This window comes from Kaistia geumhonensis, assembly GCF_030815145.1.
GTDB lineage: Bacteria > Pseudomonadota > Alphaproteobacteria > Rhizobiales > Kaistiaceae > Kaistia > Kaistia geumhonensis.
In genome coordinates, this window is sequence record NZ_JAUSWJ010000001.1 from 3,364,563 (window position 1) to 3,378,214 (window position 13,652).

Sequence of the window (13,652 nt, forward strand, 5' to 3'; positions counted from 1 at the left end):
GCCCGCTCGGCGGCATCGCGCGACTGTCGATGCGCGGCCGCCCGTCGTCCTCAGCCGACCGCCTGGTCGGTCATGATCACGAAATCGCGGCCGGTGCGGCTGTCGGCCGAAAGCGGCAGGTCGACCGTGATCATGACGGCGCCCGGCGCGAGATTGTTCTGGATCGCCGCGATGATCGCCTGGTCGCCGCGGATGCGGGCGAGCGTGTCGGAAGGCGTCGATTCGACGTCGCGCGCGGTGCTGTCGTAGTAGCCGATGGTGCGCCAGACGAGCCGCTGGTCGTCGTCGCCGACCGGGCCGAGGACATAGACATGGTTGCCGAGCGGACGCTCGGGCTCGGCGATCGTCGCCTTGCCGGAGGCCACGACATGGCCGTCGCGCATGATGACGATGCTCTGTTCGGCGCTGGAGACGAGGATCGAGATCGCCGGCCCGGACGGCGTCGTCGTCTTCGGCGTCTTGGCAGGCCTCGCGGGCTTCGCCGATGTCGAGGCGACGGTCTGCAGCGTCGCCTTGGCATCGTCGGAGAGCACCAGCCCCGGATGCAGCACCGTGCCGGGATAGGTCGCGGCGTCGGCGATGATGACCGGCGTTCCCAGCGTCGTGACGCCGAACAGCCGCTCCGAGAAGGCGAGGGGCAGGCGCACGCAGCCATGCGAGGCCGGATAGCCCGGCAGATTGCCAGCATGCAGCGCGATGCCCGACCAGGTGAGGCGGTTCATGTTGGGCATCGGCGCGTTGTTGTAGGTGGACGAGCGGTGGTGCTTGTCCTTCTCGAGGATGGTGAAGACGCCGGTCGGCGTCTCGTGGCCGGGCTTGCCGGTCGAGCAGGTCGAGACGCCGATGCGCACCCCGTTTCGGTAGACATAGACGCGCTGGTCGGGGATCGAGACGACGATCGCGACCGGCCCGGCCGGCGCGCGCTCCGGATGCCAGGCGAAGGCGCCCGGCGCGAGCTCGTCCACCGCCACGACCTGCGGCTCGGCAGCGGCGCGCTGCGCCACCAGCCCGGCCACAAGCGCGCCCAAGCCGGCAAGCACCGTCCGGCGTCCCACGACTGCCACCACGACCGACCTCCCCCGTGCCGTCGGCCCGCGTCCTCGCGCCCGGCCGACGGCCTTATTCGCGGGCATGCGGCAGCCGTCGTCAAGACCGCAGGGCCCGGCCGGCTCGCGCGCTCAGCCGAAGGCGACGAAGCCGAGATTGATGGCCTCGATGCGCCGGCGCGAGCGGAGGAACACGCCGATGCCCTCGCGGGAGCCGCCGTCGTTGGTGTTGCCCTCGATCGTCACCAGCCGCCCGTCGATCACGTCGGCGACGAAGCCGGCATGGCCCGCGCCGCCGCCGGTATCGATGTAGAACACCATGCCGGGCGTCACCCCGGCCGGATCGCGCCGGGCCTCCGCCGCCGTCACGATCCGGGCCGCCGCGACGTCCCGCGCCTCGTTCCAGGAGGCGATGACGCCCGCCGTGCGCGGGGCGGGATTGTCGACGCCGAGCCGGCGCGCGGCCTGGCTGAAGCACCAGTAGACGAAGGCCATGCACCAGGGCTGGCCGAGAAGGCCGGCGCCGACGGCCGACAGATAGAGGTCGACCTCGGGACCCCGGTTCGAACCGGGCGGCTGCTCGCGCACGCCGACCTCGCCGCGGGCGACCGCCAGCGCCGCCGCCGCAAGGCCGCTCGCGGGAGACGCCGGCTCGTCAGCTCCGGCCGCGAGCGGGCGGAACAGCGCCCGCCACGTCCGCGGCCCCACGATGCCGTCGATCTCCAGCGGTTCTCCCGGAGCGTCCTCGGCGCGGGCCTGGAACAGGCGGACAGCCGAGGTGGTCCTGTCGCCATAGTCGCCGTCCGGCGCCCCGACCGCCGAAATGCCGAGCGCCAGCAGGCGGCGCTGGACGCGTTCCACGTCCGCGCCTCTCGAACCGTGCCTGAGGGCCTTGCCCGGATAGCGGGGCGGGTCGCGATTGGCATCGACGATGCCCGCGAGCGGAACGGCATGCGGTGTCGGCATCGATGCCGCCGGGTGCGGTGCGCGCCGGATTGCCGCCTGTTCGGACAAGCTGCTGTCTTCGTCCCGAAGCGGATCGCTCGGGGAAACCGATTTCGCCATCTCATGCTCCAGCGGATCACGCCGGCGGCGATCCTGACGGATCGCGAACGCCAGACCGACGATTACCAGCCTAGCAAAACAACCATAGGTTGCATATGGTGAGATCTGTGGGATAGAATCTTCGGCCCCGGGGCGCATCGATCACACCGACCGGTCGGCCGGGCCCGGGGAGGACAAGGCGGGTGTGCGCCGGCGCTCCGGCCGCCGCGAAACGGCCGCTCTTGTCGATGCGTGGGGAGGTGACCGGCGAGGACCGGGGCCACAAAAGAAAAACGCCCGCCGGGGAGGAGGTCGGCGGGCGTTCTCTAGGGAGGCGACGAGGCGAGGGAGGAGGTTCGCCGGTCGCCGTATCGCGGGGACGAGGGAGGAGGTTCGTCCCGGCGAAGCTGATAAACTCAGTAGCCTGCGGCGTTGCGCGCCACGCGGCCGATATCGGCGCGGTCGATCCCGAGATCGGCCAGCTCGCGCTGCGTCATGCGCGCCAGCTCACCATAGGTCTCGCGGTACTTCCGCCAGGTCTTGAAACCCTTGACGATGTTCATGTCGTCACCTGTCTCTCGTCCGTCCGCCGCAAGATCGATCAATCACGCGACGTTTGTTGACGAGGAATGTAGCGGCCATGCGCGGCGGTGAGCAGGGCCGATTTTCGCATGGCTGCCTTGCGCATGACGCAATGCAGCAAGCGTCGCGATAGCCATGATGCACCGCATCATGAACGAGGGCGTTCCGGCGAGCGCCTTGTCGCCGGAACGCCCGTCTGCTTGTCCGGGCGCTTTCCTTCACGCGAACCGATCCCGCCCTGCCTGAAGGCCGCTAGAAGCCGAGCGCGATTCCGTCCTTGCGATGATCGCTGGCGCCGAGAAGCGCGCCCGTCTCGTGATCGAGCGCGATCGCCTGGCAGCCGCCGATCGGATCGCCGGAACGGACGACGTCGTGGCCCATCGCCGCGAGCGCGTCGGCGGTCGCCTGGTCGATCGTGTTCTCGAGCGTCAGCGTGCCGTCGAAGGAGAAGCTGCGCGGAGCATCGGAGGCGGCCTGGAGCGCCTTGTCGCGATCGACGACCTCGGAGACGAAATGCGCATGGCCCGCCGCCTGGTACTGGCCGCCCATGACGCCGAACGACATCACGAGGCGATCGTCCTTCGTCAGCATCGCGGGGATGATGGTGTGCATCGGCCGTTTGCGCGGACCGATGGCGTTGGGATGATCCTCGTCGATGCGGAAGCTGGCGCCCCGGTTCTGCAGCACGACGCCCGATTGCGGCGCGTAGTGGCCGCTGCCGAAGGCCCAGAAGATCGAGTTGATCAGCGAGATGGCGTTGCGGTCGCGGTCGACGACGGTGAGATAGACCGTGTCCTTGTGCTCGGTCTCGTCGCGCGGCGCGGGGAGGGGGCCGGCGCGATCGAGGCGGATCGAGGCGCGCAGCGGAGCGATGCTCGCTTCGGAGAGCAGAGCCTCGACATCGATTGGCGCCACCTCGGGATCGCCGATGAGACGGTCACGCATCCCGTAGGCGATGCGGGCCGCCTCGGCATGGAGATGGATGCGCGTCGCGGCGTCGACCGCGCGTTCCGCGAGATCGAAGCCCTCTAGGATGCGCAGCATGATGAGCGCGGTGACGCCCTGGCCGTTGGGCGGGCATTCGTGCAGCCGGTAGCCGCGATAGGCGGCGCTGATCGGCGTCACATAGGTCGAGCTGTGGGCAGCGAAGTCGTCGCGGTCGAGCAGGCCGCCGCGATCGCCGAGGAGGGCGGCGATCTCCGCCGCGGCGGCGCCCTCGTAGAAGCCCGCCCGGCCCGCAGCGCCGATCTGGCGCAGCGTCGCGCCGAGCGCGGGGTGAGCCATCTTCTCGCCGGCCCTCGGCGCGCGGCCGTCGATCAGGAAGGCCGACATCGCGCCGTCATCATGCGACAGGCGCCCGGCATTGGCGGCCCAGTCATGCGCGACGCGCGGGGTCACGCGGTATCCCGTTTCGGCGGCGCGGATGGCGGGCGCCAGCACCACGGCCAGCGGCAGGCTGCCGTAATCCTCCGACAGGCGGCACCAGGCGTCGACCGCGCCGGGCACCGTCACCGCATGCACCGAGCGGTCGTGGATCACGTCGATGCCCTGGTCGCGGAACCATGAGATTTCGGCGGCGCGGGCCGTGCGTCCGGAGCCGTTGAGGGCGATCGGCATGCCGCCTTTCGGCGCGTAGAGGGCGAAGCAGTCGCCCCCGATGCCGGTCATCAGCGGATCGACGACGCATTGCATGGCGACGGCGGCGATCGCCCCGTCCACGGCATTGCCGCCGGCGCGCAGGATTTCCACCGCCGCCAGCGTCGCCGCCGGATGCGAGGTGGCGGCCATGCCCTCGTCGCCGATCGCCGTGGATGCGCCGGTGCGCACGAAGTCGCGGTCGGTCCTCATCGTCGTCTCCCTTATGCGTAATGGTCAGGCGCGAGCCGCGCCCGCTGCACGAAGAGCGGATCATGCAGGGGGATCAGCTCGCCGCCCGTCTCGCGGGCAATGGCGTTCAGCCGGCGGATGCTGGCGAGCGCGGCTGGATCGTCCATGCTTCCGCCGATCAGCTCGCGCTCGAAATTCTCGAGCAGGTCGGCGACGTCGCCGGTGAGGATCTTCACGCCGTCGCGTTCGAGATGGACGACGGCCGACTGGTGCCCCGGCTGGTGGCCGCGCGTCAGCACGAGGTCGAGCCCCGGCATCAGCGTGACGTCGCCCTCGACGATGTTCCACTTGAGAGACGGATCGGAATACTCGGCGAAGTTCAGCCGGCCGCGATCGGCCATGGCGGCCTCGTATTCCAGCTTCTGGATTGTGATCCGCGCATTGGGGAAATCGCGCAGATGGCCGGTGTGGTCGCCATGGGCATGGCTAAGCACGATCTCGGCGATGTCGCCGGGCGCGACGCCGAGGCCTTCGAGCTGGGTGAGCACCTCGTGCTCGGGCAGCACGACGGGCACGCCGGGAAAGGTCTTGTTGACATAGCGCGCGCGGGCGGCGACCGGGTCGGCGAGCCCGGCGCTGGAAAGGCCGGTGTCATACATGACATAGCCGCGCGCCGTCTCCATCAGGTAGCAGCAGATCGGCACGGCGAGCACGATATGCGGCTGCTCGCCGCGAATGCAGCCTGACTTGCGGATGATCTCGTAGCCCGCGAGCAGGATGAAGAGCTTGCGGATCTCGGTCGGGGGGGCGTCGGCCATGGTCCTCTCCTCAGGCGGGCATGCGCTCGGCGGCGCCGAGGGCGGCGAGACCGGCGCGGGCGATCTCGACATCTTCGTCGTCCGGCGCCGAGCCGATGCCGATGCCGCCGACGCAGACGCCGTCGATGACGATCGGCAGGCCGCCGGCCATGTTGGTGAGCCTTCCGTTCGAGGCGAGCGCCAGGCTCGTCGCGAGCTCGGCGTCGATCTCGGTGGTGGGCCGGCGATGCGAGGCGGCGCTCATCGCCTTGTGGGTGGCGGTCGTCACGGAGAGGAACTTCGCGTCGTCCATGCGGACGGCGGCGAGCAGGTTGCCGCCCTCGTCGACGATGACGACATTGACGTGCCAGCCGATCTCCTCAGCCTTGGCGACGGCAGCGGCCAGCGCCTTCAGCGCGGCGGCATGGGTGAGCTTGAGGCTCGGGCGGGTCACGGCATCGGTCATTCAAATCCCCGGATGGTCATTGCGCGCGGGCCGGGGCGATGCCCCGGTCCGCGCCGATCATGGCGAAGCGACGGATCACTTCAAAGGAATTCGGGATCGAACACGTCCTTGTAGGGGACGTCTTCCTTGATCATGCCCGCGATCGTGATGATGCTCAGCGTCTTCGCCCAGGCCTCCTCCGGCATCGCGCCGTCGCGCTGCCACAGATCGTTGGCCATGCCGCGATTGAGGATGGCGTCGAGGTCGGCCTTGGGCAGCGTCGGGAATTCCTCGGCCGCGATGGCGCGCATTTCGGCCTCGTCGGCGAAGGTGAGCTCGAGCGACCTCTTCGATGCCTCGACGACGGCCTTGGCGAGGCCCGGGTCCGACTTGATCAACGTCTCCGGCAGGTTGACCGTCGTCCAGGCGAAGAGCCCGAGTTCCTTCGGCATCGAGGAGAACGGCTCCTGCCAGATGCCCTGCTGGACGCCCTGGGTGATCGAAGGCTCGGACACCATGGCGAGGTCGGCATCGCCGTTCTTCATTGCCGCCACCGTGCCGGCATTGGTCGCGATCTCGACGAGGACGACGTCGGAACGCGGATCGAGCCCGTCGCGCTTCAGCAGATAGAGCAGGATCGAATAGCCGGTGCCGCCGCGCGTGCCGACCGCGATGCGCTTGCCCTTGACGTTGTCGGCGAAGGACTTGGCAGGGTCTGCCTCGACGCCGGTGCGGGCGACCATGAAGGAGTTGGCGCGGTTCGACAGCGCGACGACGGCGCGGACCGGCTTGCCGCCCTTCACATTGGCGAAGGCGATGTGCTCGGGGCCGCCGATATAGGCGTCGGCATTGCCCGACTGCACCGCCGACATCGCCTTGCCGCCGCCCTCGGAGGTGACGAGCTGGATATCGAGGCCTGCGTCTTTGTAGAAGCCCTTGCGGATGCCGATATAGAAGGGCAGCGAGTCGGCGGAATGACCGGGCTCGGTGACGACGAACTTGCGTGCCTGCGCGATGGCCGGCCGGGCGAGGCCGGTGAGACCGATGGCGCCGAGGCCGGCGGCGCCGGCGAGAACCTGACGACGATTGAACTTCACCATGGCATTCTTTTCCCTGTTGTTTGTCTGGAAGGTATCCGCGCGAAGAAAAGACGATCAGCTCAGATGGTCTTGATGTTCTGTCCCCTCGTGAATTTGCGTTCGAGCCAATTGACGGCGCCGTAGAGCACGATCGCCAGAAGTCCGAGGATGATGATGCCGACCCAGATCATCGCCATGTCGTAGGTCGAGCCCGCATACATGATGATCTTGCCGAGGCCGTACTGGGACGAGATGAATTCACCGGCGATGGCACCGGCGAGGGCGAGGCCGATATTGATGTTGAGCGATGACGTGATCCACGGCATGGCCGAGGGCACGACGATCTTGAAGAAGACGTCGCGCCGGCGGCCGCCCAGAGAGAGCGTCAGCTTGACGAGGTCGTCGTCGACGGCGCGGACGCCGGCATAGGCGGCGATGGCGGTGATCACCGCCGTGAAGGCGACGGCCAGCGCGATCTTGGAGCCGATGCCGATGCCGAAGATGAGGATCAGCAGCGGGCCGAGCGCGATCTTCGGGATGGCGTTGAAGACGACGATATAGGGCTGGACCACGGCGGCGGCGTTGATCGACCACCAGAGGCTGAGTCCGATCACGGCGCCCAGCGCCGAGCCGAGCAGGAAGCCGATGATCGTCGCCTCGAAGGTGAACCAGGTGTCGGTGAACAGCGTGCCTTCGCCGAGCGTGATGACGAAGGCCTCGTAGATGCGCGAGGGCGAGGACCAGAAGAACGGGTCGATCAGCCCGATCCGCGTCGAGAGTTCCCAGCCGCCGATCACGGCGATCGCGATCACGATCTGAAGCATCCAGACCGTGCCGCGACGCCAGGGCGTCTCGCGGGTGATGACGACGCCGGTGCGGCGCGGGCGGCGGCGGAGCGCGGCGGCGGGCGAAGCGGCGCTCGCCTTGGCACTCTCGGTCGCGATGATGGCGTCGTTCGACATGTCGATGAGCCTTTCAGTCATGCGGCCTCGCTTTCGGACGGTTCGCCGCCGGAGAAGAGCAGGTCGAGGCAGCGTTCCTTGGCGTGGATGAATTCCGGCGCCGTGACGACGTCGCGGCCGCGCGGGCGGGGCAGCGTCACGTGGAAGCGGTCCGCGATGCGGCCCGGCCGGGGCGAGAGGACGCAGATCTCGTCGGAAAGGAAGATCGCCTCGTCGACGTCATGGGTGACGAACAGCACGGTGCGCCCGAAGTCGCGCCAGAGCGTCAGCAGCCATTGCTGCATGCGGAAGCGGGTCTGCGCGTCGAGCGCCGCGAAGGGCTCGTCGAGCAGGATGACGTCGTTGTTGCAGAGGAGGGTGCGCAGCAGCGCCGCGCGCTGGCGCATGCCGCCCGACAGCGCCGCCGGGTAGTGCTTCTTGAAACGGCCGAGACCGTAGCGCTCCATCAACGGCTCGGCGACGGCCCGCGCCTCGCGTCGGTCCACGCCCTGGATCTCGAGTCCAAACACGACATTGTCGAGGATCGTCCGCCAGGGGAGGAGCAGGTCCTTCTGCAGCATGTAGGAGACGAGGCCGGCGCGGCCGGTGATGTCCTCTCCGTCGAGGACGACGCGGCCGGCGGTCGGCTGCAGCAAACCGGCCATTATGTTGAATAATGTTGATTTTCCGCAGCCCGATTGTCCGATCAGGCTGAAGAAACTGCCCGGCGCGACATCGATCGAGATGTTCTCGATCGCCTTGACGGGCGGCGCGCCGCCGGCGGTCCTGAACTCATGGGAGAGGCCGTCGAGCCGAAGTTTCGGCGTGCGTCCCTCCGGGTTGGCTGATGCTGTCACGCGTGTCCCTCCTCTTTCGAAATCGGGGCTCGTGGAAGGCATGCGCACGGAGCGGGGGCGGCTGCTCCCGGTGCGGCGCGCATCTGTGGCAACGAAATGATGGCTTGTGACATCACGGCACCCACGGATCCCCTGCGGGTCGGGCCGAAGCCGTTCCCCGCGTTGTGAGATCTCCCGGGTTTTTATCCCGCCGTGCATCGGTGCGGATTTCTCCCGCCCCGACTGCAGCTCTCGGTCCTGCGCGGCCTTCGATGAGGCCGCCGGATCCCTAGCCACCAAGCTCGGCAAGGAAGACGCAAGCACCGTGCCAGTCGCCCGTCGGCTGAAAGCGCGGCTTTCGCATACTGTCGGTACACCGGAATCGCCTCCCGTCTGACCGTGAAGGAATCCGGATAGTCAGGAGGGGGTGAATGTTCGGCGGCGACAGAAAGCCTGTGCCCGGCCGCGCATCGATGTCGAAAAGGCCTGTTGCGGCAGCAGTTTGCGCCAGATCTCGGCAGATCGCGATCGATCCGCCGATTGGCTGGCGCGACTGCATATCGATTGGGCAATCCGTCGGTCGGCAACAAAAAAGCCGCGCCGCGGTCCGCTTGCTGCGGCCGCGGCGCGGCTCGTGGTCGCGATGAGCCGATGGCTCAGCGGAAGGCGGCGATCTTCTCCATGAGGCTTTCCACCTTGGCGCGCTGCACCTTGCCGCCATGCATGCGGCCGTTGTCCTTGAACCATGAGCCGACCACCGCGCCGTCGGCGACACGCATCACCTCGGCGACATTGTCGGGAGTCAGGCCACTGCCGACGATCACCGGCAGCGAGGATCCGGCCTTGATCTGTTCGACCTCGCCGACCGGTGTGGCGTCGCCTGTCCGGTTGCCGGTCGCGATCAGGATCTCGGCGCCGAAGAACTCGGCGTCGCGCGCCTGCTCGGCGACGGGCCGGTCGCCGACGATGGCGTGGCTGCCATGCTTCACATGCACGTCGGCGAGCACAGCGATGTCGTCGGCGTCCAGAAGCTGCCGGTAGCGCAGCGCCTCGGCGGCCGCGCCCTCGACGAAGCCCTCATTGGCCACATAGGCATTGGCCCACTGGTTGACGCGGATGAACTGCGCGCCGGAGGCCCGGGCGCAGGCGAGCGAGGCCTTGGCTGCGTTGGCGACGATGTTGAAGCCGAGCGGTAAGCGGCATTCCCGGCGAATGCGCTCGCCGATCACCGACATCGTGCCGACCGTCTCGTAGCCGATCAGCTCGGGCTTCAGGAATGGGATATCGCCCGCATTTTCGAGCAGCAGCGCATCGACACCGCCTGCCTCGAGCAGCAGCGCCTCCTCGACCGCTGCGTCATAGACGGTCGAAAGCGAACGGCCGCGGAAGCCGGGCGATCCCGGCAGGGGCAGCACATGCACCATGGCGATGATCGGCTTGCGCACGCCGAAGAGCTGGTCGAGCCGGCTGGCGGGCGACTGGCCGGACTGGGACTGGAGGGGTTGAGTCTGCATGGGCGTTTCCTCGGTCATTCCGTCCGCTCGATGCCCCAGATGCGGGCGGCATTGCGCCAGAGGACCTTTTCGAGGTCCTCGTCGGAAAGGCCGATCACCTTCAGCTTCATCTGTTCGACGGCGGGAGATTGGTAGGGAACGTCGGAGCCGTAGAGCAGGCGGTCGGCCGAAACGTTCTTGACGAACGTCATGATGTCGAAGGGATAGGCCTGCGACATGTCCACGACGATGTTCGGATATTCCTGTGCGGCGAGGATCGCCTCCCACAGGAAGGTGTGCATGCCGATATGCGCGAGCTGGAAAGTCACCTTCGGATAGGCCTTGGCGGCCTGGGCCTGGAGATAGGGCAGGTCGCGCGGCGCATCGCCGGAATGCATCAGCACCGTGAGGCCGTATTCTTCGCACTTGTCGAGCAGCGGACCCATGATCCGCATATCGTTCGGGCGGTAGAAGTCGTAGCCGGCGACGAGCTTCACGCCGCGGCAGTTCCACTCGCCGACATAACGGTCGATCAGGCCCTGCGTGTGCTCCTTGCCGAAGGTCGGATCGATGCGGGCGACACCGACGATGCGATCCGGATAGCGCAGCGCCGCGACGCCGACTTCGGCATTGGCCTTGTCGTAATCGGCATCCCAGGGCGGACTCATGCGCCGGTCATGCGGGAAGAGCACGCCATGCGAGGCGTCCTGCTCGTCGAGCAGGCGAATGACGCTTTCCGGCTCGCCATGGACCAGATAGGGCACGCAGGTGCTGGCCGCGACATTGCGATCGGTGCCGTAGTGCATATGCGCGTCGATGACTCTCACGACGGGAGATCCTTTCCGAAGGCGGCGCGGTAGCGGTCCGCGGCGGCGGTGAAGCTCGGGAGATTGGTCTGGCAGCCCCAGGCTTCGACGACGAAGCTGGCGACCGCGGCCGCGAAGCCGCCGACGACCGGGATCGGCCAGCCCTTCAGCCACCCGACGAGGCTCGCGGCGACGAAGCTGTCGCCCGCACCGGTCGAATCGACGAAGTGCTCGGCGGCGACGGCGGGAACATGCGTCTCGCCTTCGGCGGTGAACCAGCGGCTGCCGGTGTCTCCGCCGGTGACGACGACGAGGCGTGGGCCATGGGCGAGGATGCCGGCGGGGTTCGCGCATCCGAGCGCCGCCATCAGCGCCGCGCTCTCGCCGCGCGACAGGAAGAGGAGATCGCAGGCGGCGAGGAAGCGGCCGGCCTTGTCGCCGGCGGTGGCGACCATGCCGTTGATGGCGGTGGTGAGGCTGGCCGCTTTCGCATGCTCGATGGCGGCGAGGGTATAGGGGCTGAAGGCCTCGCTGACGACGAGCGCGCGGGCGCGGTCGATCTCGGCGAGCGGCGCCTTCCAGTCGTCCTGCCGCTCGGCGACGCCGAGATGGGAGACGCAGAAGCCGCGATTTTCGGCATCGAAGAAGTTGAAGCTGTGGCCGGAGCGAGCCGCCGGAACGAGCGCCGTGCCGGCGAGGTCTACGTCGAGCGCCTCCAGATGGGCTGCGTAGCCGGAGGAGACGAAGTCGTCGCCGACCACCATGCCGAGGCCGGTGCGGCAGCCGAGCTTCGCCGCGACCGCCGCGATATTGGCGCTGCAATCGCCGAAATGGACCTTCTCCATCTCCTCGATCGGCATGGCGAGCGGCAATGTCTCGCCTTCCTGCGGCAGCCGCTCCATGCGCAGAAGATGGTCGAAGATCGTCCAGGAACCGATCGAGTAGAGGTCGAGGCTCATTTCACAGCTCCGAGCGTGAGGCCGCGCGTGATCTGGCGCTGGAAGAGAATGGCGGCGACCATGCCGGGCAGCGCCGAGACCATCGCGGAGGCGGCCATCAGGCCCCACTTGATCTGGTCGAAGGTCATGGATTGCAGGATGCCCATGGTCACCGGGCGCGTGGCGCCGCCGGCCAGCACGAGGCCGAAGATCAGGTTGTTCCACGAGAAGATGAAGGCGATAATCATCGCGCTCGCAATGCCCGGCCGGGCGATCGGAACGACGATCGAGACGAGAATGCGCAGCACATTGGCGCCGTCGACCCGCGCGGCTTCCTCGATTTCGTGCGGAATGTCGCGGAAGAACGACGCGAGGATCAGCACCGAGAGCGGCAGCGTGATCAGCTGGTGCACCAGGATCATGCCGGCATAGGTGTCGTAGAGACCGGTGCGGGTGTAGATCACGTAGAGCGGCAGGATGATCGAGAGTTCGGGCGCGAAGCGGAAGGAGAGGAATGTGAACTGGATGTTCCGTGCGCCGCCCGTCCGCCGCCGCGCCAGCGCATAGGCTGCCGGCACCGCGAGCACGATCGAGACGAGAACCGCGCCGCCGGAAATGATCACCGAATTCATGAGGAAGCGCAGCAGGTCGGGAATCTCGCCGGCCGCCCGCTCCGCCTCGCCGCCGAAGAGGACCTCGACATAGTTCTCCAGCGTCGGGGTGAAGAGGAAGCGGGGCGGATAGGCGATGATGTCGCCGAAGCTCTTCAGCGACATCAGGAAGATCCAGACGATCGGGAAGAGCACGAAGAAGGCGAAGGCGACATAGCCGAGCGCGAGCAGCGCATGACCACGCAGCGCGCGGAGGCTCAGGTCAGCGGGCATAGCGGCGCGCCTCCTGCCTTTGCCAGAGGGCGAGCAGCGTCCCCGAGATCGCGTAGCAGAGCGCCCAGAGCACGAAGACGATGGCCATCGCGCGGCCGAGATTCGACCAGCGATAGGCCTCCTCATAAGCCATGACATGAAGCGTGCGTGTGGCGTTGAGCGGTCCGCCACGCGTCGTCGCATAGATGATCTCGAGCGATTTCAGCGCGTCGGAGACGCGGAACAGCGCGACCAGCAGCACATAGGGTCCGAGCAGCGGCAGCTTGATGCGCCGCACGATCTGCCAGGGCGAGGCGCCGTCGACGCGCGCCGCTTCCGTCAGTTCGACGGAGATCGATTGCAGGCCGGCGAGCAGGATGATGGCGGCGAGCGGCGTGAACAGCCAGGTATCGATCAGCACCACCGAGATCATCGCCGTCGCAGGATTGGCGAGCCATGGCTGCGGATCGATGCCCAGGAAGGAGAGCAGATAGTTCAGCACGCCCTGCTGCGGCTGCATCATCGTCTTCCACATGAGGCCGGCCACCACCGGGGGGATCAGCAGCGGCAGCACCAGTACCGACCGGAAGAAGGACTGGAGGCGTCCGGGGACATCGAGGAGCAGCGCGAAGGCGAGGCCGAGCGGCAACTGGATGGCGACGACGAGCGCCGTGTAGCTCAGCGTGTTGCCGAGCGCCGTCCAGAACAGCGGCGTCCCGGCGAGGCGCACGAAGTTGGCAAAGCCCACGAAGCGCGTGCCGCCGGCGGCATAGAGCTTCTGGTCCGTCAGGCTCGTATAGAGCCCTGACAGGAACGGATAGAGCGACAGGAAGAGGAGGATCAGGGCCGGCGCCAGCAGGAGAAGGAAGGTGCCTCGGGCGAGGCCGTTCTCCGAGGCGTCTTTGCGGCGCGGGGGCATGGAAAGGCTCATCACAGTCGGTGGCGAGCGGACGGC

General features: G+C 67.8%; 14 protein-coding genes and 1 riboswitch. All 14 genes read right to left on the reverse strand.

Going from position 1 to position 13,652, the window contains the following annotated elements:
* Nucleotides 1-50 precede the first annotated feature (50 nt).
* The 14 genes from QO015_RS15900 to QO015_RS15965 all read right to left on the reverse strand — a co-directional run bounded on the left by QO015_RS15900 (nucleotide 51) and on the right by QO015_RS15965 (nucleotide 13,616).
* The gene (locus QO015_RS15900) at nucleotides 51-1,067 is read right to left on the reverse strand and encodes a L,D-transpeptidase (RefSeq protein WP_266283104.1); all 1,017 of its coding nucleotides are present in this window, start codon (nucleotides 1,065-1,067) and stop codon (nucleotides 51-53) included.
* A gap of 111 nt (nucleotides 1,068-1,178) precedes the next feature.
* Nucleotides 1,179-2,012: a peptidoglycan-binding protein gene (locus tag QO015_RS15905; protein ID WP_266283102.1), complete on the reverse strand. Its 834-nt coding sequence runs from the start codon at nucleotides 2,010-2,012 to the stop codon at nucleotides 1,179-1,181.
* A 494-nt stretch (nucleotides 2,013-2,506) separates the two neighbouring features.
* The gene (locus tag QO015_RS15910) at nucleotides 2,507-2,653 is read right to left on the reverse strand and encodes a DUF1127 domain-containing protein (protein WP_266283100.1); all 147 of its coding nucleotides are present in this window, start codon (nucleotides 2,651-2,653) and stop codon (nucleotides 2,507-2,509) included.
* Nucleotides 2,654-2,924: 271 nt separating this feature from the next.
* Nucleotides 2,925-4,520 (reverse strand): gamma-glutamyltransferase family protein, encoded by a 1,596-nt coding sequence (locus QO015_RS15915; RefSeq protein ID WP_266283099.1) that lies wholly within the window; start codon nucleotides 4,518-4,520, stop codon nucleotides 2,925-2,927.
* Nucleotides 4,521-4,531: 11 nt separating this feature from the next.
* Nucleotides 4,532-5,317 carry an N-acyl homoserine lactonase family protein gene (locus QO015_RS15920; protein ID WP_266283098.1) on the reverse strand — a complete coding sequence of 262 codons (786 nt, stop codon included), beginning with the start codon at nucleotides 5,315-5,317 and terminating at the stop codon, nucleotides 4,532-4,534.
* Nucleotides 5,318-5,327: 10 nt separating this feature from the next.
* Nucleotides 5,328-5,762 (reverse strand): GlcG/HbpS family heme-binding protein, encoded by a 435-nt coding sequence (locus QO015_RS15925; RefSeq protein WP_266283096.1) that lies wholly within the window; start codon nucleotides 5,760-5,762, stop codon nucleotides 5,328-5,330.
* A gap of 80 nt (nucleotides 5,763-5,842) precedes the next feature.
* Nucleotides 5,843-6,841 carry an ABC transporter substrate-binding protein gene (locus tag QO015_RS15930; RefSeq protein WP_266283095.1) on the reverse strand — a complete coding sequence of 333 codons (999 nt, stop codon included), beginning with the start codon at nucleotides 6,839-6,841 and terminating at the stop codon, nucleotides 5,843-5,845.
* 59 nt (nucleotides 6,842-6,900) lie between these two features.
* Nucleotides 6,901-7,803: an ABC transporter permease gene (locus tag QO015_RS15935; RefSeq protein WP_266283094.1), complete on the reverse strand. Its 903-nt coding sequence runs from the start codon at nucleotides 7,801-7,803 to the stop codon at nucleotides 6,901-6,903.
* Nucleotides 7,800-8,618: an ABC transporter ATP-binding protein gene (locus tag QO015_RS15940; protein WP_266283093.1), complete on the reverse strand. Its 819-nt coding sequence runs from the start codon at nucleotides 8,616-8,618 to the stop codon at nucleotides 7,800-7,802. Before QO015_RS15940 ends, QO015_RS15935 begins: the two co-directional genes overlap by 4 nt.
* A gap of 169 nt (nucleotides 8,619-8,787) precedes the next feature.
* Nucleotides 8,788-8,901, reverse strand: a riboswitch (guanidine-I (ykkC/yxkD leader).
* A 352-nt stretch (nucleotides 8,902-9,253) separates the two neighbouring features.
* Nucleotides 9,254-10,111: a BtpA/SgcQ family protein gene (locus QO015_RS15945; protein ID WP_266283092.1), complete on the reverse strand. Its 858-nt coding sequence runs from the start codon at nucleotides 10,109-10,111 to the stop codon at nucleotides 9,254-9,256.
* Nucleotides 10,112-10,125: 14 nt separating this feature from the next.
* Nucleotides 10,126-10,917 (reverse strand): amidohydrolase family protein, encoded by a 792-nt coding sequence (locus tag QO015_RS15950; protein ID WP_266283090.1) that lies wholly within the window; start codon nucleotides 10,915-10,917, stop codon nucleotides 10,126-10,128.
* Entirely contained in the window at nucleotides 10,914-11,855 is a 942-nt protein-coding gene (locus tag QO015_RS15955) for a carbohydrate kinase family protein (protein WP_266283089.1), read from the reverse strand. Before QO015_RS15955 ends, QO015_RS15950 begins: the two co-directional genes overlap by 4 nt.
* The gene (locus tag QO015_RS15960) at nucleotides 11,852-12,718 is read right to left on the reverse strand and encodes a carbohydrate ABC transporter permease (RefSeq protein ID WP_266283087.1); all 867 of its coding nucleotides are present in this window, start codon (nucleotides 12,716-12,718) and stop codon (nucleotides 11,852-11,854) included. The genes QO015_RS15955 and QO015_RS15960 overlap by 4 nt, the downstream gene beginning before the upstream one ends.
* Nucleotides 12,708-13,616 (reverse strand): carbohydrate ABC transporter permease, encoded by a 909-nt coding sequence (locus tag QO015_RS15965; protein WP_266283085.1) that lies wholly within the window; start codon nucleotides 13,614-13,616, stop codon nucleotides 12,708-12,710. The genes QO015_RS15960 and QO015_RS15965 overlap by 11 nt, the downstream gene beginning before the upstream one ends.
* Nucleotides 13,617-13,652 lie beyond the last annotated feature (36 nt).

What these genes read in the sequence shown, in the direction of transcription:
- QO015_RS15905 (WP_266283102.1), bottom strand. Translation starts at nt 2,012, where the DNA reads ATGCCGACACCGCATGCCGTTCCGCTCGCGGGCATCGTCGATGCCAAT.
- QO015_RS15910 (WP_266283100.1), bottom strand. Translation starts at nt 2,653, where the DNA reads ATGAACATCGTCAAGGGTTTCAAGACCTGGCGGAAGTACCGCGAGACC.
- QO015_RS15915 (WP_266283099.1), bottom strand. Translation starts at nt 4,520, where the DNA reads ATGAGGACCGACCGCGACTTCGTGCGCACCGGCGCATCCACGGCGATC.
- QO015_RS15920 (WP_266283098.1), bottom strand. Translation starts at nt 5,317, where the DNA reads ATGGCCGACGCCCCCCCGACCGAGATCCGCAAGCTCTTCATCCTGCTC.
- QO015_RS15925 (WP_266283096.1), bottom strand. Translation starts at nt 5,762, where the DNA reads ATGACCGATGCCGTGACCCGCCCGAGCCTCAAGCTCACCCATGCCGCC.
- QO015_RS15930 (WP_266283095.1), bottom strand. Translation starts at nt 6,841, where the DNA reads ATGGTGAAGTTCAATCGTCGTCAGGTTCTCGCCGGCGCCGCCGGCCTC.
- QO015_RS15935 (WP_266283094.1), bottom strand. Translation starts at nt 7,803, where the DNA reads ATGACTGAAAGGCTCATCGACATGTCGAACGACGCCATCATCGCGACC.
- QO015_RS15945 (WP_266283092.1), bottom strand. Translation starts at nt 10,111, where the DNA reads ATGCAGACTCAACCCCTCCAGTCCCAGTCCGGCCAGTCGCCCGCCAGC.
- QO015_RS15955 (WP_266283089.1), bottom strand. Translation starts at nt 11,855, where the DNA reads ATGAGCCTCGACCTCTACTCGATCGGTTCCTGGACGATCTTCGACCAT.
- QO015_RS15960 (WP_266283087.1), bottom strand. Translation starts at nt 12,718, where the DNA reads ATGCCCGCTGACCTGAGCCTCCGCGCGCTGCGTGGTCATGCGCTGCTC.
- QO015_RS15965 (WP_266283085.1), bottom strand. Translation starts at nt 13,616, where the DNA reads ATGCCCCCGCGCCGCAAAGACGCCTCGGAGAACGGCCTCGCCCGAGGC.